The following is an 18,811-nucleotide window of genomic DNA, read 5'->3' as shown; positions in this document are numbered from 1 at the left end:
GCGGGAGGGCGTACGGGTGTGCGGAGCCTCCGGGCACGATGCCCGGCCGGCGGTCGATCAGTACGAGGAGATTGCCTCCGCCTTGTCCCACAGGCTCTTGGCCTCGGCCTCATCGAACTGGAGGACCTCGTTGCCGGTCACCTTGTCCTTCCATCCGGCGATGACGGGGCTGGTGAAGTCCGACGCGGGGGTGCGGGTCTCGTAGTACAGGGTGTCGCAGATCTGCTTGCGGTCGATGGCGCGGGACAGTGCGGCTCGGCGTGCCCGGCCCTCGTCGTCCATCTTCCAGTGCTCGGTGTTGACGTCGATGGCGAAGCACTGGATGACGGCGCCGGGCTGGTTGATGGCCCGCTCGCCGAGCTCGTCCTTGAAGGAGGACAGGGCCGAGTCCGGAATCGCGTCGAGCACGTCGAGGGTATCGGCGAGCAGGTCGTTGTACGCCGAGTCGTAATCGGTGTAGATGGTGAAGGTGATGCCCTTGTTCTTGGCCGGGCGGACGCCCTGGTAGGAGGGATTAGCGGCGAGCTCGATCTGGGAGTCGTGCTCCCAGCTGGTCAGGGTGTAGGGGCCGTTGCCGATGGGCTTCTGACCGAAGGCCGCCATGTCCTCATAGGCGGACTCGGGCAGTGGGTAGAAGGCGGAGTAGCCCAGGCGCAGCTTGAAGTCGGAGGCCGGGGCGGTGAGCTTGATCGTGAATGTCAGGTCGTCGACCTTCTTCAGCCCGGAGAGCTCGGAGTCCTTCTCATCGGAATAGCCCTCGATGAGCTCGTAGAAATAGCTGGACAGCTGGGTGTTGGACGCCAGGGCGCCGTAGCTCCAGGCCTTGATGAAGGAGTCGGAGGTGACGGGGGTGCCGTCGGAGAAGGTCCAGCCGTCCTTGAGCTTGACCGTGAAGCTCTGGTTGTCGGACGTCTCGATGGACTCGGCGACCTCGTTCTTCACGCTGCCGTCGGCCTCGTAGGCGACCAGCCCGGCGAAGAGCAGATCGACAACACGGCCCCCGCCCACCTCATTCGTGTTGGAGGGGACCAGGGGGTTCTGGGGCTCGGTGTCATTGGCGCGCACAATGCCGTCGGAGGCGGTGGTGGTGATGGCCTCGTAGCGGGGCACGGCGTGCCAGTCGAAGGCCACGCCGCTGACGTTCTTGGAGTACCCGCCGAAGCCGTTCTGGTACCACAGGGGGACGGCAGGAAGGTCCGCGAAGAGCTGCTGCTGGGCCTGCTCGTAGAAGCCGAGCGCCGTCTTGTCGTCCTTGGCGGCCGCGGCCTTGGCCAGGAGATCGTCGAAGTTGGCATCGGAGTACTGGGCGTCGTTCGAGCCGGCACCCGTCTGGTAGACGCTGCCGAGGAAGTTCCCCATGGAGGGGTAGTCGCCCTGCCAACCGGAGCGGAAGGCGCCGATGAGCGTGTGGTCGGTGATCTGCTGGCGCAGCTCGGAGAACTGCGCGTAGGGCAGCGGCTCCATGGAGATGCCCAGCGTGTTGCTGACAGAGTTGCACACGGCCTCGACCCAGGCCTTGTGCGGTCCGTCCGAGTTGTAGGCGAGCGTCAGCCTGCCGCCGCTCGCGGCGGCCTGGCCGTCCGAGCCGGCGGTGGCGTCGCCGTCGGGCGCGTCAGATCCACAGGCGGCGGCGAACAGCACCGCGACCGTTGCGGCCCCCAGGCCGAAGTGACGGCGCGAGATCTTGGGATTGCTCAAGGGAACTACCTCCGTACGGCACTGTCAGCAGCAGCCGAGCTGTATCCCGGGCGGGGATGCGCTGACAGCGCAACAGTGATACTAAACACCATTCGGTAACCTTGCGGACATAAATGCCTGACCGAATACTTCGCCGAATCGATCACCCCGCCCCCGGGCCGGCCTCACCAGGCGGCGGCGAGCAGCTCGTAGGAGCGGCGGCGTGCGGCGGCGTCGTGGACGTAGGTGACCACCAGGACCTCCTCCAGGCCCCAGCGCGCGGCCAGCTCGCGGACGCCGGAGGCGACGGCGTCGGGGGTGCCGACGAAGGACAGGCCCATGGACGCCTCCACCGCGTCCTCGCGCCCCGGCGCCAGGGCCCGCCATGCCCGCGGATCGTCGTCGGGCGCGTCCAGCGGCCCGGGCCGGCCGCCGACGACGCGCGCGGCGGCCGCCATGGCGGTGGTGAACAGCCGCTCGGCCTCCTCCCGGCTCGGGGCGACGACGGCGTTGACGCCCGCGGCCACGTGCGGCCTCCCGTCCCGGGACAGCGGGCGGGCGGCGGCGTCGCCCCCGAAGTGGCCGCGATAGGTGGTGATGGCGGCCTCCGCCTGGGCGGGCGCGAAGTGCGAGGCGACCGCGAAGGGCAGGCCGAGCGTGCCGGCGACGCGCGCGCCGTTGACCGACGAGCCGAGGATCCATGCGGCCGGGTCGGTGCCCTCGCCCGGGATGGCGCGCACGCGGGGCTCCGGGCCGGTGGGGCGGGCGGGCGCCGCCGGCTCGTCCCCGCCCGCGCCCGGGACCGGCGCCAGCGCGCGGTCGGGGATCGCGCCGAGATAGGCCAGGGTCTCCAGGACCTCGTCGGCGAAGCTGGCGGGATCGGCCCGGCGACGGCGCAGGGCCGCCGCGGTCATGCGGTCGGTGCGCGGCGCCCGCCCCAGCCCCAGGCACACCCGCCCGGGGTAGAGCGTGGCCAGCGTGCCGATCTGCTCGGCGATGGCCAGGGGCGCGTGGTTGGGCAGCATAATGCCGCCGCTGGCGACCCCGATGCGGCCGGTGGCGGCCAGGACCTGCCCCATGAGGATGGTGGTCGCCGAGGCGAGGTAGGTGGTGGAGCCGTGGTGCTCGGCGAGCCAGTAGCGGGCGTAGCCGGCCCCGTCGGCGGCGCGGGCCAGGTCCACCATCTCCCGCAGGGCGTCGGCGCGGGTGCGCCCGGCCGAGGCGGGCACGAGGTCGAGGACGGACAGCACGGGGCGCGCGGCGTTCATGGAGGCACTTTACGGCCCGTCGCGCGCGCCCCCGCCGGTCGCGGCCCGCCTTCCGCCCCGCCTCAGCGTCGCGAGGGCAGCGGGGCGGACAGCGCGCCCGCCCGGGCGGCCGCGGGCGACCGGCCGTCCAGGCGGCGGTAGATCGCGGCGAGCACGGCCCCGGACAGGTTGTGCCAGGTGGAGAAGACGGCGCCGGGCAGGGCGGCCGCGGGCGAGAAGTAGGCCACCGCCAGGGTGGCGGCCAGGCCCGAGTTCTGCATGCCGACCTCGATGGAGATGGTCCGGCACACCCGGGCGTCGCGGCCGAGCATCCGGCCGGCGCCGTAGCCGAGCAGGTAGCCCAGCACGTTGTGGCAGGCGACGACGAGGAGGATCAGCAGCCCGGCGGACAGGATCTTCTCGGCGGACTTGGACACGACGGCGAGCACCACGTAGCAGATGCCGAGCACCGAGACCCAGGGCATGGCCGGCAGGACCCTCTCCACCGCCCTGGCGAACAGGATGCGGACGACCAGGCCGCCGACGACGGGGACCAGGACCATCTTGACAATGCTCATGGTCATGGCCCCGGCGTCGACCGGCATGTACTGGCCGGCGAGCCAGCTGGTGAGCAGCGGCGTCATGAGCGGGGCGAGCAGGGTGGAGATGGAGGTCATGGTGACGCTGAGGGCGACATCGCCCTTGGCGAGGTAGGAGATGACGTTGGAGGAGGTGCCGCCCGGCGCGCAGCCGACGAGGATGACGCCGGCGGCGAGCGCCGGGTCGAGCCCGAAGACCTTGGCCAGGATCCAGGCGAGCGTCGGCATGATGACGAACTGGGCGACGACGCCGACCAGGACCGGCAGCGGCCGCCTGGCGACGAGCGCGAAGTCCGGCGGAGTCAGGGTCAGGCCCATGCCGAACATGATGATGCCCAGGGCGATGCTGGTCCACGCCGACAGCGGGGAGAGCCGCGCGGGCGCGACCAGGGAGACCGCGAACGCCGCCAGGATGAGGACGGGGAAGACGGTGACGGCGATGCGGGCGGAGCGGTCCTCGGCGCTCGGGGACTCGGGGGATGTCGGGGATGTCGGGGATGTCATGGCCCTGTCTTACTTCGCACGCCGCTCACGCGGATGATCCGTCTTGGCAGTCGAACCTGTCGAACCTGTCGAGCCTGTCGGGCCGGCGGCGGGGGCGGCCCGGGCGCGCGGCCGCGGGGCCCGACTGCGCGCAGCCGCCGGTCAGCGGCGCGAGGGCAGCAGGGCGGCCACGAGCGACTTCAGGGCGTCGCCGACGATGAAGGGCGCCAGGCCCAGCGCGACGGCGGAGCCCCAGGCGACGCCGGTGGCGATCTTGAGCCAGACCAGGCCGGGGACGTAGACGGCCGCGGAGGCGAGCAGCATGAGGCCGATGCGCGCCGGGAGCGGGCGCCGGGCGCCGTCGGCGGTGCGGGTCAGGGCGTACCCGGCGATGACGGCGGCCAGGGCGTAGCCCAGCACGTACCCGAAGGACGCGGTCGCGCCGCTGCTCCACCCCGCCAGGACCGGCGCGCCGGCAGCGCCCGCGGCGGCGTACAGGGCGACCGACCCGAGTGCCCGGCGCGCGCCGAGCAGGCCGCCGACCCCGAGCGCGGCGAGGGTGCCGAGCGTGACCGGCACGGGCGTGAAGGGAAGCGGCAGCGAGATCTGGCCGATGAGGGTGAGCGCGAGGGTGCCTGCCGCGACGAGCCCGGCCTCGCGGGCGAGGGTCGCGGGGAGCGGGCGGGCCGCTGCGCCCGCGGTGCTCTCAGCGCCGGGGGCACTCTCGGCGTCCAGGTCAGCGAAGGAGGATGTGTTCATTGCCATGCCACAACCGTAGGTGAGCACCATCGCCGCAGCATCCCCGATGCGCGCCGGTTCCGGCTGACGGCTCTTGTAGGTTTCCTCAGAGGTGGGCGGAGATCCAGTCGAGCAGGTCCCGGGTGACCTCCTCGCGGTTGGTCTCGTTGAGCACCTCGTGGCGCGCGCCGGGGTACAGCCTCAGGACGACGTCGTGCACGCCCGCGCGCCGGTAGGCGTCGGCCACCTGGCGCGGCCCCCTCCCGGCCGCGCCGACCGGGTCCCGGTCCCCGGAGGCGACCAGGACGGGCAGGTCCCTCGGCGTCGCCCGGTAGACGGCGGGCCTGGCCGCCGCGCCCGGCCCGGCCGCGAGGTCGCGGAAGAAGGCGTTGGAGCACACGAAGCCGCACAGCGGGTCGGCCACGTAGGCGTCCACCTCGGCCTCGTCCCGGCTGAGCCAGTCGACCTCGGTGCGAGCCGGGGCGAAGGGCCTGTTGAACCCGCTGAATCCTCCGAAGGCCAGGGCGTGCAGCAGCCTGCCGGGGGTGGCGGGCCCTCGCAGGCGGCACAGCAGCGCGCCCAGTGCGCCTCCGAGCCGGCCGGCGGCTCCCGGGTCCCCGCCCGTGCCCATGACGATCAGTCCCGCCAGGTCCCGGCCCCGGCGCGCGGCGAGCAGCCGTACCAGGAAGGAGCCCCAGGAGTGGCCCAGCAGGACGACGGGCGCGCCGGGCCACGAGGCGCGCACCGCGTCGAGGACGGCGGATATGTCGGCCAGGACGCGCCCCCAGCCGCCGCAGTCGGCGACGTGCCCGAGGCCGCCGGGCGGGGCGGTCAGGCCGTGGCCGCGGTGGTCGTCGGCGACCACGCCGTAGCCGGCCGCAACCGCCGCGGTCGCGAGGCGCTCGTAGCGCGCCGAGTGCTCGGTCATGCCGTGGACGACCTGGATGATGGCCCTCGGCGGCTCGCCGCGGGGCGGGTCCGCCGGCTCGGCGGGCGGCGAGCCGGCGCCCGCGCCGCCCCTGGCGCCGGCGTCCGTGCGCAGCCGGGCGGCGCCGTCGGGCAGCCAGGTGCGCACGGCCAGGCGGGCGCCGTCGTCGGCGGTCATGTGGGTCAGGGCGGTCTGCACGGCGCCAGGGTAGCGGGGAGCCGGGGCTCCGCGGCCCGGGGCCGGGCGGGCGCGGGTAGCCTGCCGGGGTGCGTACCTTCGTGGGCAACGGGAAGCAGGCCCTGGCGCTCATCGCCCGCGCGCTGCGGGCGGGCGGGGTCGGCACTGTCCTGGTGCCGCGCTATCGCTGCGAGACCATGGTGCTGCCCTTCGCGCTGGAGGGGATGAGGGCGCGCCCGGTCGACGTCGGCGCGGACCTGCTGGCCGACCCGCGCGCGCTGCGCGAGGCCCTGGCCCGGGAGCCCGGCGCGGCCGTGCTGCACTGCGAGACCTACGGCAACCGCGGCGGGCGGGAGCTGGCGTCGGTGCTCGGCGCCGCCAGGGGGCTCGGCCACCCGGTGGTGCTGGACGCGACGCACTCGGTGGTGGACCGGCTGATCGGCGCCCCGCCCCCGGCCGGCGGGTCGCCGGCCGGGGGCGGGGCGGGGCCGGGCGCCGGGGCCCCGGGCTGGGACGCCGTCGTGGCCAGCGCCCGCAAGCTGCTGCCCGTGCCCGACGGCGCCTGGCTGGCCTGGCCGGACGCCTCCCCGCTGGCGGCGCGCCTGGCGCGCGCCGTCGCGACCCTGCCCGGGCGGCGGCCGGCGGACGAGCGCGCCGCAGCGCTCGGGGCCGGGCTCAGCCGCACCCTGGAGGCCATGCGCGCCGCCCGCGGCGGGCGCCGCGAGGAGCTGCGCCTGGAGGCCTGCCGGATCGCCGCCCGGCACGAGGCGGCCATTGAGTCCGCGCTGCCCCCCGTGCCCGCGAGCGCGCGGACGGTCGCGCTGCTGGAGGGGCTGGGACCGCGGGGCCTGCGACCGCGGGCGCGGGCGGCCCGCCGTCTGCGGGAGCGCCTGGACGCGGGCCTGCGGGCGCGGGGCCTGCGGGTCGTCAACCCGGTGTCGGCGGGCTGCGTGGCCCTGGGTGCGGCGGGCCCGGACGGCGGGCCGGCGGGCGCGCTCGGCGCGGTCGAGGAGGCTCTGGCGCGCGCGGGGCTGTGGGGGCCGGTGAGCTGGTCCGACCCGGACGCGGGCGCTCGCGCGTGGCCGAGCGTCGTCACCGTGCCGACCGACGAGCCGGGGCGGGTCGAGGAGCTGGCCAGTCTGGTCGGCGCGGCGCTGGACGAGGACTGAGCCCGGCCCGGGGCACGGCGCGCGAGGCGCTAGCGTGGCCCCATGACCGCCACCTCCTTCGCCCTCGTCCCGGCCGCCTACCTGCTCATGCTGCGTCACGTGCGGGAGGGCGGTCGGCGGCGCACCAGGGTGCTCCTCCAGCTGCGGCGCAACACCGGCTACATGGACGGCCACTGGGCCTGCGGGGCGGCCGGGCACGTCGAGGCCGGGGAGTCGGTGGTGCAGGCCGTCGTGCGCGAGGCGGCCGAGGAGGTCGGTGTCGGCGTCGCGCCCGGGGACCTGAGGCCGCTGACGGTTGTGCACCGCTCCAACGACGTCGGCGGGGCCGCCCTGGAGCAGCGGGTCGACTTCTTCTTCACGGCCCGCCGCTGGAGCGGGGAGCCGGCGGCGGCCGAGCCGGAGAGGAACGCGGGGCTGCGCTGGTTCGCGCTCGACGAGCTGCCTGAGCGGGTGCCCCCGCACGAGCGGGCCGTTATGGACCTGCTCGCCGCCCAGCTCGACGGCGGCCGGCCGGTCCCGGCGATCACGGCCTTCGGCTTCGCCCCTGCCTCGTCGAGATAGACATTTTCGGGCGAGGAAGGCGGTGTCACCGTCTGTTTCGTCCGAAGATGTCTGTCCCGCGGACCGCGGCGCCCGGCGCTCAGAGGCCGAGGAAGTCCAGGATGCGCGGCAGCTCCCGGCGCGCCTGGACGAGTCCGGCCTCGTAGGCGCCCACGACCCGGTCGTAGCGCAGCTCGCCGTTGGCGATCGCCATGCGGTCGGGCTGGAAGAGGTGGACGCGGCCCTCGCTGCGCGCCGCCTCGAGCTCCTCCATGGTCCGGTTGTAGTTCGACGGGCGGGAGATGATCCCCTCGGCCACCGCCGGGTAGCGGCGGAAGAGCCGCCGGTAGGTGCCGGGGCGCTTCTCCTCGGGCTTGCGGTACCCGGCCGGGCGGGTGGAGACCACCAGCATGCGCTCGTATCCGTCCGCCGCGGCGGCGTCGGTGGCGAAGCCGCCCGTGGGCCCCAGGGCGCCGTCGAGGTAGGGGGCGCCGTCGATGTGGACGATCGGCATGAGCACGGGCATGGACGACGACGCCTGGCAGCGCGGCAGGAGATCGGCCATCTCGTCCATGTCCTCCAGCCCCCAGTAGACCTCCTCGCCGGTGTCGCAGCGGAAGGAGCCGATGCGCACGGTCGCCTCGGTGCTGCTGAAGGCGGGCCAGTCGAAGGGGATGGTCTCGTCGGGGGCGGAGGTGTGCCGGTAGATGTACTCGGAGTTGAAGTAGCCCTGGCGGCGGACGAAGCTGCCCCACCCGCCGGTGCGCGGGTCCGTGGTCAGCCCGACGAAGGCCTCGCGCGTGCGCCACAGGTCCCGCGAGACCATGTTGACGGTGTTGGTGCAGCCCGCCGAGATCCCGCCGACCCACGGGAAGAACAGGCCCGCCTCCAGCAGGACCTGGACGAGGGCGGCGGTGTAGGTCCCCCGCATGCCGCCCCCCTCGAAGACGAGGGCGACGCCGTTCACACGGCGGGTGATCGGGGCCGGGGCGTGGCCGGGCTGTCCGTAGGGGGCGGGGCGAGGGCGTAGCGGCGCGGTAGTCATGGTGGGCTCAGGCTATCGCCGCCGGCCCGGTGACGGCCGGGCCGTCCAGCACTCGTCGCCCCCGCGGACGGGCGCCGTCGTCGGCGGGGAGAAGGGGCGGCGCGGGGTACCGCGCGGGGCTCCCGGCGCGTAGCGTGCCTCTCATGACACCGTCAACGACGCCGACCATCCTGACGCCTCTGACCATGCGCGGCCTGACCGCGCGCAACCGCCTGTGGCTGCCGCCCATGTGCATGTACTCCGTCGACGCCCGCGACGGCGTCGCCACCGACTGGCACGTCCTGCACTACGCCACGCGCGCCACGGGAGGCTTCGGCACCGTGATCGTGGAGGCCACGGCGGTGACCCCCAACGGCCGCCTGTCGCCCTTCGACCTGGGGCTGTGGGACGACGCTCAGGTCGCCGGGCACCGCCGCATCGTCGAGGCGGTCCACGCCGCCGGCGCCCTGGCCGGCGTCCAGCTCGGCCACGGCGGGCGCAAGGCGGGCACTCCCCCGTGGCGCCCCGGCGGCGGCTCGGGGGCGCGCACCGCCACCATCGAGGGCTGGGACCTGGTGGGCCCCAGCGCCATCGCCTACCCGAAGCACGCCGAGCCGCACGCGCTCACCGAGGAGGAGGTCCGCGCGACGACGGCCGCCTTCGCCGCTGCCGCGCGCCGCGCCGTCGCAGCCGGCTACGACGTCGTCGAGCTGCACGGGGCCCACGGCTACCTCATCCACGAGTTCCTCTCCCCGCTGTCCAACACCCGCGACGACGCCTACGGCGGGTCCGCCGAGGGCCGGCGCCGCTTCGCCCTCGAGACCGCGGCCGCCGTGCGCGAGGCGGTCGGGGAGGACGCGGTCCTGGACATCCGCCTGTCGGCGACCGACTGGACCGAGGGCGGCCTGACCGGCGAGGACACCGCCGCCCTCGCGCCCCTGCTCGTGGCAGCGGGCGTGGACGTTCTGCACGTCTCGAGCGGGGCGAACGTGCCGGCCCAGGTGCCCGTGGGGCCCGGCTACCAGGTGCCCCTGGCCGCGCAGGTCAAGGCGGCCGTGGCGGGGACGACGACACCGGGCGGCGGCGAGCCGGTGGTCGTGACGGTCGGCGTCATCACCGAGGCTGCCCAGGCCGAGCAGATCGTCGGCACCGGGCAGGCCGACGCCGTCGCCGTGGGCCGCCCGGCCCTGCGCGAGCCGTACCTGCCGGTGCGCTGGGCCCACGACCTGGGCGTCAACGACTGGAAGGCGGCCGGGCTGCCGGTGCAGTACTGGCGCGGCGCCTGGCGCTGACACCCGCCGTCCCCTTCGCCGAGATCGGTTCTCGAACCGATCTCGGCGAAGGGGGCCGAGGCGAGAACAGGGCGGGGAGGGCCGGCTCACGCCCCCAGCCAGAAGGCCCGCATGGCCTGGGCCAGCCAGGGGCCGTCGGCGACGCCGCACATCTCCCGCTGGGAGTGCATGGACAGCAGGGCCTGGCCGACGTCCACCGTGGTGATCCCCAGCCGCGTGGCGGTGATGGGGCCGATGGTCGTCCCGCAGGGGACGGCGTTGTTGGACACGAAGTTCTGCACGGGCACGCCTGCGGCATCGCAGGCGCGAAGCCACACGGCGGTGCCGACGGCGTCGGTGGCGTAGCGCTGCTGGGCGTTGATCTTGATCAGCGGCCCCCGGTTGAGGGCGGGCCTGACCGCCGGGTCGTGCAGGTGGGGGTAGCCGGGGTGGACGGCGTGCCCGGCGTCGGCCGACACGCAGACCGAGCGGGCGAGCATGGCCGCCCGGGCGTCGCCGTCGACGCCGAGCGCCCCGGCCAGGCGCCCCAGGACCGTCTCCAGGAAGGGGCCGCCCGCCCCCGAGCGGGTCTGGGAGCCGACCTCCTCGTGGTCGTTGGCGACCAGGACGATCGGCTCGCCGGTCTCGCCGCCGCGGGCGATGGCCTCCAGGGCCGCCAGGGCCGCGTGGACGGAGGAGAGGTTGTCCAGCCGCGAGGAGGCGAGGAGCTCGCCGTGGCGCCCGAAGCGGGCGGGCGGCTCGGTGGGGAAGGTGAGGACGTCGTGGAAGGCGAGCTGGTCGGGGTCGATTCCGGCGAGCCCGCACAGGTAGCGCTCCGGGTCGTCGGGGCGGGCGCCGTCGTCGGCCAGGCCCCACAGCGGCAGCAGGTGGGCCTGCCTGTCGAGGCGGAGGGAGTCGTTGACGCTGCGGTCCAGGTGCGGGGCGACCTGGGCCACGCGCGCGACCGGGCCGGTGCGCACCAGGTGGACGGCGCCGTCGCGGGTGACCAGCCGCCCGGCCAGGCCGAGCTCGCGGTCCAGGAAGGAGTTGAGCAGCGGGCCGCCGTAGACCTCGACGTCGAGGACCTGGAGGCCGTCGCGCACCATGGCGGCCCGCGGCTTGAGCCTCAGGGCCGGGGAGTCGGTGTGGGCGCCGATGATCCGGAAGCCCGCACGCCCCCCGCACCGCTCGGGCAGGATCCAGGCGATGATCGCGCCGTCGCGCACGACGTAGCCGCGGCGCGGCGGCCCGGCGTCCCAGGGCCGGGTCTCGTCGACGGCGTCCAGGCCGACGGCGCCCAGGCGCGCAGCCGCCTCGGCGGCCGCGTGGTAGCTGGTCGGGGAGGCGGTGACGAAGTCGGTCAGGCCGGCGGTGTAGGCGTCGTCGTCGCACAGGGTGTCATCCGGGGCGGCGGGGCGGGGCGATGTGGTCGGCATGGGCCCAGTGTGGCACTCCGGGCCGGTCGCCCGGCCCGCCGGCGTCACGAGCCGAGCCCGCGCCATCCGCGCCACCCCGCGAGCCCCAGTCCCCGCCCCATGCCGACCGCCCCGCACTCCCATAACAAGGACCTGGGTCCTATGGACTGCGCGACAGTCGCAACCTAGACTTGCAATCGTTCTCGGGAACGATTGCAATACTTCTCGGGCACCCCGTCGCCACCGATCGCAAGGAAGCGAGACAAGCCATGACCCTCCCCGTCCCCGACCTCCGCGGCCTCAACCCGGCCCCCGTCACCCCCTTCACCCCCGACGGCGAGATCGACTTCGCCGCCATCAAGCGTCTGGGCTCCTGGCTCGGCACCTTCCCCGAGGTCACCTCCCTGGTCGTCCTCGGTCACGCCGGTGAGGGCACCTTCCTCACCCAGGCCGAGCAGGTCGCCGTCATCGAGGCCTTCGTCGCCTCGACCGACGGGCGCGTCCCCGTCGTCGCCGGCATCACCGGTGAGGGCACCCGGGTCGCCGTCGAGGAGGCCCGGCGCGCCGTCGACGCCGGCGCCACCGCCGGCCTCATCTACCCCTCGCACGGGTGGCTGCGCTTCGGCTTCCAGCCCGGCGCCCCGCAGGACCGCTACAGGGCGATCTACGAGGAGACCGGCCTCAACGAGATCCTCTTCCAGTACCCGGACGTCACCAAGTGCTCCTACGACCTGGACACCCAGCTCGCCATCGCCGCCCTGCCCGGCGTGCACTACACGAAGAACGGCGTGCGCGACATGAAGCGCTGGGACACCGAGATCCCCGCCCTGCGCGAGGCCTTCCCGGAGCTGACCATCATGAGCTGCCACGACGAGTACCTGCTCCACACCGTCTTCGACGTCGACGGCCTCCTGGTCGGCTACGGCAACATCGCCCCCGAGCTGCTCGTCAAGCTGCTCAAGGCGGGTCAGGCGCACGACTACGACGCCGCCCGGGCCGTCCACGACCAGCTCTTCCCGGTCACCAGGACCGTGTACCACCACGGCTCGCACATGGAGGGCACCGTCGCCCTCAAGGAGGCGCTCGTCGCACGGGGCGTGCTGGACACCGCCACCGTCCGCTCCCCGCTGCGCCCGCTCGCCGCCGGCGCCCACGAGGAGATCGCCGCCGCCCTGGCCTCCGCCGGCCTGGGCAAGGCGCAGGTGCCCGCCTGACCCCGCCCGGGGCCGGTCCGGTCTCGCGGCCACGGCCCGCACGCGGGCCCGCCCGGGGCGGTGGGCGACGATCGCACCGCCCCGCCGGGCCCGCGCCCCGGGACTCCGCAGTCGCGCGGGACCCGCCTCTCAACCACCTGACCACCACGCCCCACAACGGAGTCGGCCGTGATTCTCATCCAGTTCCTCGTCTTCCTCCTGTTCATCATTCTCGGAGCCCATCTGGGCGGGATCGGCGTCGCCTTCGCGGGAGGCGCCGGGGTCGTCGTCCTCGGACTGCTGGGGGCCGCGCCCGGAGACCTGCCAATGCAGGTCATCGTCTTCATCATGGTGGTCATCTACGCCGCCTCGGCGATGCAGGTCGCGGGCGGCCTGGACTACCTCGTCAACCTCACCGACCGCCTCCTGCGCGCCCACCCCAAGTACCTCGCCGTCCTGGCCCCGCTGGTGACCTACCTGCTCACCCTGGCCGCCTCCACCGGCCAGGTCTCCTTCGCCACCATGCCGGTCATCGTCGAGGTCGCCAAGGAGAACAACATCCGCCCCACGCGCTCCCTGTCGGTGGGCGTGGCCGGGTCCCTCCTGGGCATCACCGCCTCGCCGATCTCGGCCGCCGTCGTCTTCCTGTCCACCAAGCTCGAGGAGGACGGCACCGGCTGGACCTTCATCGACCTGATCGCCGTGTCGATCCCCGCGACCTTCCTGGGAACCATGACGACCGCCGTGCTCTTCATGCTGTGGGACAAGGCCCGCGGCAACGACAGGCTGGACTCCGTCGAGGAGTACCGGCGGCGCCTGGACGCGGGAGAGGTCACGGCCCCCAGGCACGAGGTGCGCGAGCTGCGCCCGGGTGCCAGGCTCTCGGTCCTCATCTTCGTCATCGCCCTGCTGATCGTCCTGTCCTACTCGATCCTCACCTCGGAGAAGATCGGGGTCATCGCCGACCCGGTCATGGACGCCGGGCAGTGCCGCATCTCGGTCATGCTCGCCGCCGCCGGGGCGATCCTCGTCCTGTGCCGCGCCAGCCCCAAGGCTATCCCCTCCGCCTCGATCTTCAGGACCGGCATGAACGCCTGCGCCTGCATCCTGGGGGTCGCCTGGCTCGGCACGACCTTCATGACCGCCAACAAGGACTGGATCCAGGCCCACCTCGGCCAGGCCCTGTCCGGCAAGCCGTGGCTGTTCGCCATCCTGGTCGTCGTCGCCTCCTCCCTGCTGTACTCGCAGGCGGCCTCCACCAAGGCGCTGTTCCCGACGGCGCTGGCCATCGGCGTAGCCCCCGCCACTGTCGTCGCCTGCTTCCCCGCCACCTCCGCCCTGTTCATACTGCCGACCTACCCGACCCTGCTGGCCGCCGTCGAGCTCGACGACACCGGCTCCACCCGGCTGGGCACGAGGTTCTTCGACCACCCCTTCCTCATCCCGGGCCTCGTGGCCACCGGGCTGAGCGTCGTCTTCGGCTTCCTCCTGGCGGCACTCCTCATGTGAGCGCGCCGCCTTCGGACGCAACCGCGCACTGCCGCACGATACAGTGCCGCCCGTGGACCGCCGCCGGTCCGGATGGAGGTGCTCGCCCGTGAAGGCCACGACGCTCAAGGACGTCGCCGCAGCGGCCGGCGTCTCGGTGTCCACGGCCTCGCGGGTCCTGGACGAGCGGCTCCCCGCCTCCCGGTCGGCTACCGCGGTGCGCGTGCGCGAGGCGGCCGCCAGGCTCGGCTACCGGCGGGACGCCGCGGCCTCGGCACTGCGCCGCGGGGACACGGGCACGGTCGGGGTGCTCGTCCCCCGGCTGTCCGACACCGTCATGGCGATGCTCTTCGAGGCGGTCTTCGCCGACGCCGCCTCCCGCGGCCTGTTCGCCCTGGTGTCGGTGTGCGGCGACGACCCCGACCGGGAGCGCGCCGCCGTCGACTCCCTCCTGGCGCGGCGCGTCGACGGCCTGGTCCTGGCCACTGCCCGCCTGGACGACCCGCTGCCCGCCTCCCTGCGGGACCAGCAGGTCCCCCACGTCCTGGCCGTGCGCACCGATGCCGAGTCCCCCTCCTCGGTCTGCGACGACGAGCTCGGCGGCTACCTCGCCACCCGGCACCTGATCGACCTGGGCCACACCGAGATCGCCGTCATGCCCGGACCGGACTTCGCCTCGACCTCCCGGCGCCGCCTGGCCGGATTCGGCCGGGCCATGGCCGACGAGGGGCTGGAGGCGCCCGCGGACCGCATCCGCCACTGCGGCTTCGGCTTCCAGGAGGGGCGCCGCACCGCCTCCGAGATCCTGTCGGCCTCGCCGGGGACCACCGCGATCTTCGCCGCCAACGACCAGCTGGCCCTGGGCGCGCTGGCGGCGGCGGACGCGCTGGGCCGCCGCGTGCCGGAGGGCCTCAGCGTCGTCGGCTACAACGACACGCCCCTGGCCTCGCAGCTCCCCGTGCCCCTGACCACGGTCCGCGTGCCCTTCGACATCATCGCCTCTGGCGCGCTCGACCTGCTCGTCGCGCAGACGCAGGGCGCCGCACCGGCCCGGCCCGGCCCCCGCACGGCGATTCCCACGCTCATCCCCCGCCGCTCGGCGAGCAGGCAGCGCTGAGGGGCCCGGCGCGCCGCAGGAAGGCGGGCTGGGGCGCCGGCCGCCCGCAGTAGGGCAGGATGGGCGCGTGAGTACCGACGCCGCTTCCGAGCCCCCGCCCGCACCGCCCCTGCCGCCGTCGGGCACGACGGCGGTGCGCGCCGTGCTCCTGGACGCCGACGGCGTCCTCCAGCTCATCGGCACCCCCTGGTACCGGGCGCTGTCCGCCGGCGGCGGGGAGCCCTTCGCCAAGGCGCTCCTGTCCCGGGAGGGGCCGGCGCTGTCGGGCAGGGAGAGCCTGCGGAACCTGCTGGAACGGCTGGTCGTCGAGTTGGACCTGGCCAGGGGCGCTGACGAGCTCATGGCCCTGTGGCGCCAGGCGACGCCGGACCCGCCCGCCTGGCAGCTGGTCCGCGAGCTGCGGGCCGCGGGCTACCTCACCGTCCTGGCCACCAACCAGCACGAGGAGCGCCGCGAGTGGATGCGCACCGCGCTGGGATACGACGGCCTGTGCGACGTGGACGCCTACTCCTGCCTCCTGGGCGCGGCCAAGCCCGACCCGGATTACTTCCGCGCCGCCCTGGCGATGGCGGGCGTCAGCACCGGCGAGGCGCTCTTCGTGGACGACAGCGCCGAGAACATCGCCGCGGCCGCGGCGCTGGGCCTGCGCACCCTGCACCACCCCACCGACGCCGGCGGCCGGGTGCTGCGACGCGGGGTGGTCGAGGCGCTGAGCGCCTGACGGGACGGTCACCGGGCGCCGGCCTCCTTCTGAGGAAGGAGACCAACACGACGTCTTTCTCATCCTGTAGAAACTTGTACGGCACGTCTTGTCGCGAAAGACTCGACTCACAGGTGAACTCGACTCATAAGACACCCCGAGAGGACAATATGACCACACAGGATGCAGTTGGACCCGCAGCCCGGTTCTGCGCCCCGAAGCGCAGGGTCACAATGCCTGCACGCTCCGCCGCATCCGCCCGAGAACGCATCTCCGACAGGCTCGACGAGCGCTTCAACAACCCCTCGCGCCGCGCCCCGCGAGCCTTCCTCCACGTCATCAGCCGCATCCACAGGCTCCTCCCCCGCAGGCTGCGCGGACGCGTGCCCGTGACCTTCATCGGCTACGCCCTCATCAACGGCTCGGCCTTCCTCATCGACATCAGCTTCCTGTGGCTCTTCTTCGACAAGCTTCACTGGTTCTACCCGCTGGCCGTCACCCTGGGATACATGATCGCCGGGGCGTACTCGCTGCTGCTCAACCGGTGGCTGAACTTCCAGGCCCACGGCCATCTCGCCGCGCAGGGCTCGCGCTACATGATCGGGCTCGCGAGCCAGTACGTCATCTTCATCCTCGGCCTGTCCTCCTTCCTGCACTGGATCGGGGTGAACGCCGAGCTGGCCCGCGTCATCTCGGCCTGCTGCGAGGGCGTCTATCTCTACACCCTCATGAAGCTCTGGGTCTTCCGGGGCACTCCCGAGCCCGACGACGAGCCCGGAGCCCCCGAGCCCGCCTGAGCCCCGCCCGGGCGCGGGGCGCGGCCGCCGATGCGGGTCGCTCAGATCGCACATGCGCTGAGCCCCGCCCGGGCGCGGGGCGCGGCCGCCGATGCGGGTCGCTCAGATCGCACATGCGCTGAGCCCCGCCCGGGCGCGGACCGATCTCGGCACAACCGGCCGGCCCAGCCTCACCACCGGGCCCGCGCCGTCTCCCGCGGCCCGTCGAGCTCGGTGAAGCCGGCGTCCACGACCGAGACCGGCCGGGACGCGGCCTCCCAGGCCTCCGACGTCGGGAAGGAGACCCGTACCCGGTAGTCCTGCGCCGCCCAGGCGGAGCGGACCGCCTCGGGCATGGCCGGGCTCTGCCAGGCGAGCTGGGCGGCGTGGGCGACCTGCGCGCACAGCTTGCCGCTGGTCATCTCCTCCAGGGGCGTGACCTCGACCGTCACCAGCGCCGAGGAGGAGACGGACTCTCCGGTCAGCTCGATGCCCGTCGCCGCCCCATCGTCGCGGCGGGCGGCCTCGGCGATGGCGGCCGGCGGGGGCGGCAGCTCGTCGCCGTGGGGGAAGTGGGTGCCCTCGACCTGTGTCTTGGCCAGCGGCGGGGGCAGCGGCCGCACCGGGCCGGGGACGAAGGCGCGGGCGGCGGCAGTGCCCCAGCCGGCGGGGCCGTCCTGGAAGACGGTGACACCCGCCAGCTCCTGGACCTCCTCCCAGCGCCGCCCGCGGGCGCGGCGCACGAGCTTGCGGATGCGCCTGCTCCTCCAGCGCTCGACGGCGTCGTGCCAGGCCCCGCCGGGCGCGGCGGGCGGCGAGGCGAGCAGGGCGACGACGGCGCGGGCCGCGGCCTCGGCGACGTCGATGCGGCGCGGCGGGCGGACCTTGTCGTAGCGGACGGCGATCTGCATGCCCCAGGGGGTCTCGTGGTCGCTCACGCCCCGACCCTACCGACCCGCCCGGCCGTGCTCTCCGCGCCCACCGCCAAAGGCCGGCGACCCGGGCCTCATCCGCGGGGAGGAGCCGCCGGCCGGGGGCGTCATCCCTCCGACGCACGCCCGTCGCGGCCGGCACCCCTATGGTCGGGCCCATGACGTCTTCGCTCCCCGCCCCCGGGCGCCCCCGGCTGCTCAACGGCGCCACTGTCCACGGCCCGGCCGGCATACGCCGCCTGCGCCACCGCGCCGAGATGCCCCTGCTGTGGGCGAGCGCGGCCGTCAGCGCCGCGGCACTCGCCGCCTGGCTGGCGCTGGTGATCTGGCTCGCTGTCGTGCCCGCCCCGACCGGGGCGGCCAAGCAGGTGCGCGACTTCTTCGTCGGCGGGAACGCGATGACGGGCGCCCAGGTGCTGCTGGCCGTCCCGCTGCTGCCGCTGGGCGTGTGGGGCGCACGTGCGCTCCTGTACGCGCGGATGCGCGCCTCCTCGGTGCAGATGAGCCCGACCCAGTTCCCCGAGGGCTACCGGATGGTGGTGGAGGCCGCCGAGCGCTTCGGGCTGCGCCGCGTCCCCGACGCCTATGTGGTCCTGGGCAACGGCAGGATCAACGCCTTCGCCGCCGGGCACGGCTTCCGCCGCTTCGTGGCCGTCTACTCCGACCTGTTCGAGGTCGGCGGGTCGGCGCGCGACCCGGAGGCCCTGCGCTTCGTCATCTCCCACGAGGTCGGCCACCTCGCCGCCGGACACGTCTCCTTCTGGCGCGTCCTGGTCTTCCAGGTCGTCTACTCCGTGCCGCTGCTGGGCAAGGCGCTGTCGCGCGCCCAAGAGTACACGGCGGACAACCACGGCTACGACGCCGCCCCCGCCGGCGTGCCGGGCGTCATGGGGCTGCTCGGCGCCGGCAAGTACCTGGGCGCGCAAGTCAACCTGCACGCGACCGCGGACCGCGCCGCACACGAGAGAGGGCTCTGGGTGCACGCCGTGCAGTGGACCTCGACCCACCCGACCCTGACCTGGAGAGCGCACGCGCTGCGGGACCGCAGCCGCCCGGGGCGCCTCATGGTGCGCCCCAAGACGGCCTGGTACCCGCCGATCAGCCCGGTGGGCCGGGACCGCAGCCGGAGCTGGCCCGCCCCCGCCGAGGTGCTCGCCCGCATGGACGACGGCAGCGGCCTGCGGGTGCCGGGCGCCGAGGAGCAGTTCGGCCGATACCCGGGCCTGTCCTACGCCGTGGGCCGCGACGAGCTGCGCCTGGCGGACCCGACCCCGTCCGGGCCGCCCCGCCCCGGTCCCGCCGGGGCCGACGGACCGGTCGGCTGACGAGGGGCGGGC

Annotated in this window: 17 protein-coding genes; 9 read left to right on the top strand and 8 right to left on the bottom strand. The window is 74.3% G+C overall.

Annotation, left to right across the window (positions count from 1 at the left end; translation table 11 throughout):
• Positions 1–57: 57 nt before the first annotated feature.
• The 5 genes from AIF0345_RS03400 to AIF0345_RS03380 form a co-directional block, all read right to left on the bottom strand.
• On the bottom strand, positions 58–1,698 hold the full coding sequence (locus AIF0345_RS03400) for an ABC transporter substrate-binding protein (protein ID WP_285297162.1): 1,641 nt from the start codon (positions 1,696–1,698) through the stop codon (positions 58–60).
• Positions 1,699–1,862: 164 nt separating this feature from the next.
• Positions 1,863–2,945: an MsnO8 family LLM class oxidoreductase gene (locus AIF0345_RS03395; protein ID WP_268918047.1), complete on the bottom strand. Its 1,083-nt coding sequence runs from the start codon at positions 2,943–2,945 to the stop codon at positions 1,863–1,865.
• Between the two features lie 62 nt (positions 2,946–3,007).
• Complete coding sequence (locus tag AIF0345_RS03390) at positions 3,008–4,027, bottom strand: bile acid:sodium symporter family protein (RefSeq protein WP_052374882.1); 1,020 nt, start codon at positions 4,025–4,027, stop codon at positions 3,008–3,010.
• Between the two features lie 141 nt (positions 4,028–4,168).
• A complete protein-coding gene (locus tag AIF0345_RS03385) occupies positions 4,169–4,771 on the bottom strand; it encodes a biotin transporter BioY (RefSeq protein WP_268918048.1) in 603 nt (200 codons plus the stop codon).
• A gap of 79 nt (positions 4,772–4,850) precedes the next feature.
• Complete coding sequence (locus tag AIF0345_RS03380) at positions 4,851–5,870, bottom strand: alpha/beta fold hydrolase (RefSeq protein ID WP_285297161.1); 1,020 nt, start codon at positions 5,868–5,870, stop codon at positions 4,851–4,853.
• Between the two features lie 68 nt (positions 5,871–5,938).
• Between AIF0345_RS03380 and AIF0345_RS03375 the strand changes: the two genes are divergently transcribed.
• On the top strand, positions 5,939–7,018 hold the full coding sequence (locus AIF0345_RS03375) for a hypothetical protein (RefSeq protein WP_285297160.1): 1,080 nt from the start codon (positions 5,939–5,941) through the stop codon (positions 7,016–7,018).
• Between the two features lie 42 nt (positions 7,019–7,060).
• Positions 7,061–7,579, top strand: a complete 519-nt coding sequence (locus AIF0345_RS03370) for an NUDIX hydrolase (protein ID WP_285297159.1) — start codon at positions 7,061–7,063, stop codon at positions 7,577–7,579.
• Between the two features lie 79 nt (positions 7,580–7,658).
• Here the strand turns inward: AIF0345_RS03370 and AIF0345_RS03365 are convergent, their stop codons facing one another.
• Positions 7,659–8,603 (bottom strand): patatin-like phospholipase family protein, encoded by a 945-nt coding sequence (locus tag AIF0345_RS03365; RefSeq protein ID WP_285297158.1) that lies wholly within the window; start codon positions 8,601–8,603, stop codon positions 7,659–7,661.
• A gap of 143 nt (positions 8,604–8,746) precedes the next feature.
• Between AIF0345_RS03365 and AIF0345_RS03360 the strand changes: the two genes are divergently transcribed.
• Entirely contained in the window at positions 8,747–9,874 is a 1,128-nt protein-coding gene (locus tag AIF0345_RS03360; RefSeq protein ID WP_285297156.1) for an oxidoreductase, read from the top strand.
• Between the two features lie 86 nt (positions 9,875–9,960).
• On the opposite strand, the gene AIF0345_RS03355 is transcribed toward AIF0345_RS03360, so the two are convergent.
• Positions 9,961–11,289 carry a M18 family aminopeptidase gene (locus AIF0345_RS03355; RefSeq protein ID WP_285297155.1) on the bottom strand — a complete coding sequence of 443 codons (1,329 nt, stop codon included), beginning with the start codon at positions 11,287–11,289 and terminating at the stop codon, positions 9,961–9,963.
• 248 nt (positions 11,290–11,537) lie between these two features.
• Between AIF0345_RS03355 and AIF0345_RS03350 the strand changes: the two genes are divergently transcribed.
• From AIF0345_RS03350 to AIF0345_RS03330, 5 genes are all read left to right on the top strand, one after another.
• A complete protein-coding gene (locus tag AIF0345_RS03350) occupies positions 11,538–12,482 on the top strand; it encodes a dihydrodipicolinate synthase family protein (protein WP_285297154.1) in 945 nt (314 codons plus the stop codon).
• Between the two features lie 168 nt (positions 12,483–12,650).
• The gene (locus AIF0345_RS03345) at positions 12,651–13,970 is read left to right on the top strand and encodes an anaerobic C4-dicarboxylate transporter family protein (RefSeq protein WP_285297152.1); all 1,320 of its coding nucleotides are present in this window, start codon (positions 12,651–12,653) and stop codon (positions 13,968–13,970) included.
• Positions 13,971–14,058: 88 nt separating this feature from the next.
• Positions 14,059–15,066: a LacI family DNA-binding transcriptional regulator gene (locus tag AIF0345_RS03340; protein ID WP_043562263.1), complete on the top strand. Its 1,008-nt coding sequence runs from the start codon at positions 14,059–14,061 to the stop codon at positions 15,064–15,066.
• A 67-nt stretch (positions 15,067–15,133) separates the two neighbouring features.
• The gene (locus tag AIF0345_RS03335) at positions 15,134–15,787 is read left to right on the top strand and encodes an HAD-IA family hydrolase (protein ID WP_268918151.1); all 654 of its coding nucleotides are present in this window, start codon (positions 15,134–15,136) and stop codon (positions 15,785–15,787) included.
• Positions 15,788–15,936: 149 nt separating this feature from the next.
• Complete coding sequence (locus AIF0345_RS03330) at positions 15,937–16,563, top strand: GtrA family protein (RefSeq protein WP_268918152.1); 627 nt, start codon at positions 15,937–15,939, stop codon at positions 16,561–16,563.
• A 170-nt stretch (positions 16,564–16,733) separates the two neighbouring features.
• Here the strand turns inward: AIF0345_RS03330 and AIF0345_RS03325 are convergent, their stop codons facing one another.
• Positions 16,734–17,480, bottom strand: a complete 747-nt coding sequence (locus AIF0345_RS03325) for an aminoacyl-tRNA hydrolase (RefSeq protein ID WP_268918154.1) — start codon at positions 17,478–17,480, stop codon at positions 16,734–16,736.
• 152 nt (positions 17,481–17,632) lie between these two features.
• Between AIF0345_RS03325 and AIF0345_RS03320 the strand changes: the two genes are divergently transcribed.
• Positions 17,633–18,799, top strand: coding sequence for a M48 family metallopeptidase (locus AIF0345_RS03320; protein WP_285297150.1), 1,167 nt, complete (start codon positions 17,633–17,635; stop codon positions 18,797–18,799).
• The last annotated feature ends 12 nt before the right edge of the window (positions 18,800–18,811 follow it).

Source organism: Actinomyces israelii, assembly GCF_030253495.1.
Lineage (GTDB): Bacteria > Actinomycetota > Actinomycetes > Actinomycetales > Actinomycetaceae > Actinomyces > Actinomyces israelii.
Note: the sequence above shows the minus strand (reverse complement) of the source record. Positions and strands in the feature narration are given on the sequence as shown.

Coding starts and splice junctions, on each gene's coding strand:
- AIF0345_RS03320 (WP_285297150.1), top strand. CDS start 17,633: ATGACGTCTTCGCTCCCCGCCCCCGGGCGCCCCCGGCTGCTCAACGGC.
- AIF0345_RS03390 (WP_052374882.1), bottom strand. CDS start 4,027: ATGACATCCCCGACATCCCCGACATCCCCCGAGTCCCCGAGCGCCGAG.
- AIF0345_RS03370 (WP_285297159.1), top strand. CDS start 7,061: ATGACCGCCACCTCCTTCGCCCTCGTCCCGGCCGCCTACCTGCTCATG.
- AIF0345_RS03360 (WP_285297156.1), top strand. CDS start 8,747: ATGACACCGTCAACGACGCCGACCATCCTGACGCCTCTGACCATGCGC.
- AIF0345_RS03365 (WP_285297158.1), bottom strand. CDS start 8,603: ATGACTACCGCGCCGCTACGCCCTCGCCCCGCCCCCTACGGACAGCCC.
- AIF0345_RS03385 (WP_268918048.1), bottom strand. CDS start 4,771: ATGGCAATGAACACATCCTCCTTCGCTGACCTGGACGCCGAGAGTGCC.
- AIF0345_RS03395 (WP_268918047.1), bottom strand. CDS start 2,945: ATGAACGCCGCGCGCCCCGTGCTGTCCGTCCTCGACCTCGTGCCCGCC.
- AIF0345_RS03350 (WP_285297154.1), top strand. CDS start 11,538: ATGACCCTCCCCGTCCCCGACCTCCGCGGCCTCAACCCGGCCCCCGTC.
- AIF0345_RS03330 (WP_268918152.1), top strand. CDS start 15,937: ATGACCACACAGGATGCAGTTGGACCCGCAGCCCGGTTCTGCGCCCCG.
- AIF0345_RS03355 (WP_285297155.1), bottom strand. CDS start 11,289: ATGCCGACCACATCGCCCCGCCCCGCCGCCCCGGATGACACCCTGTGC.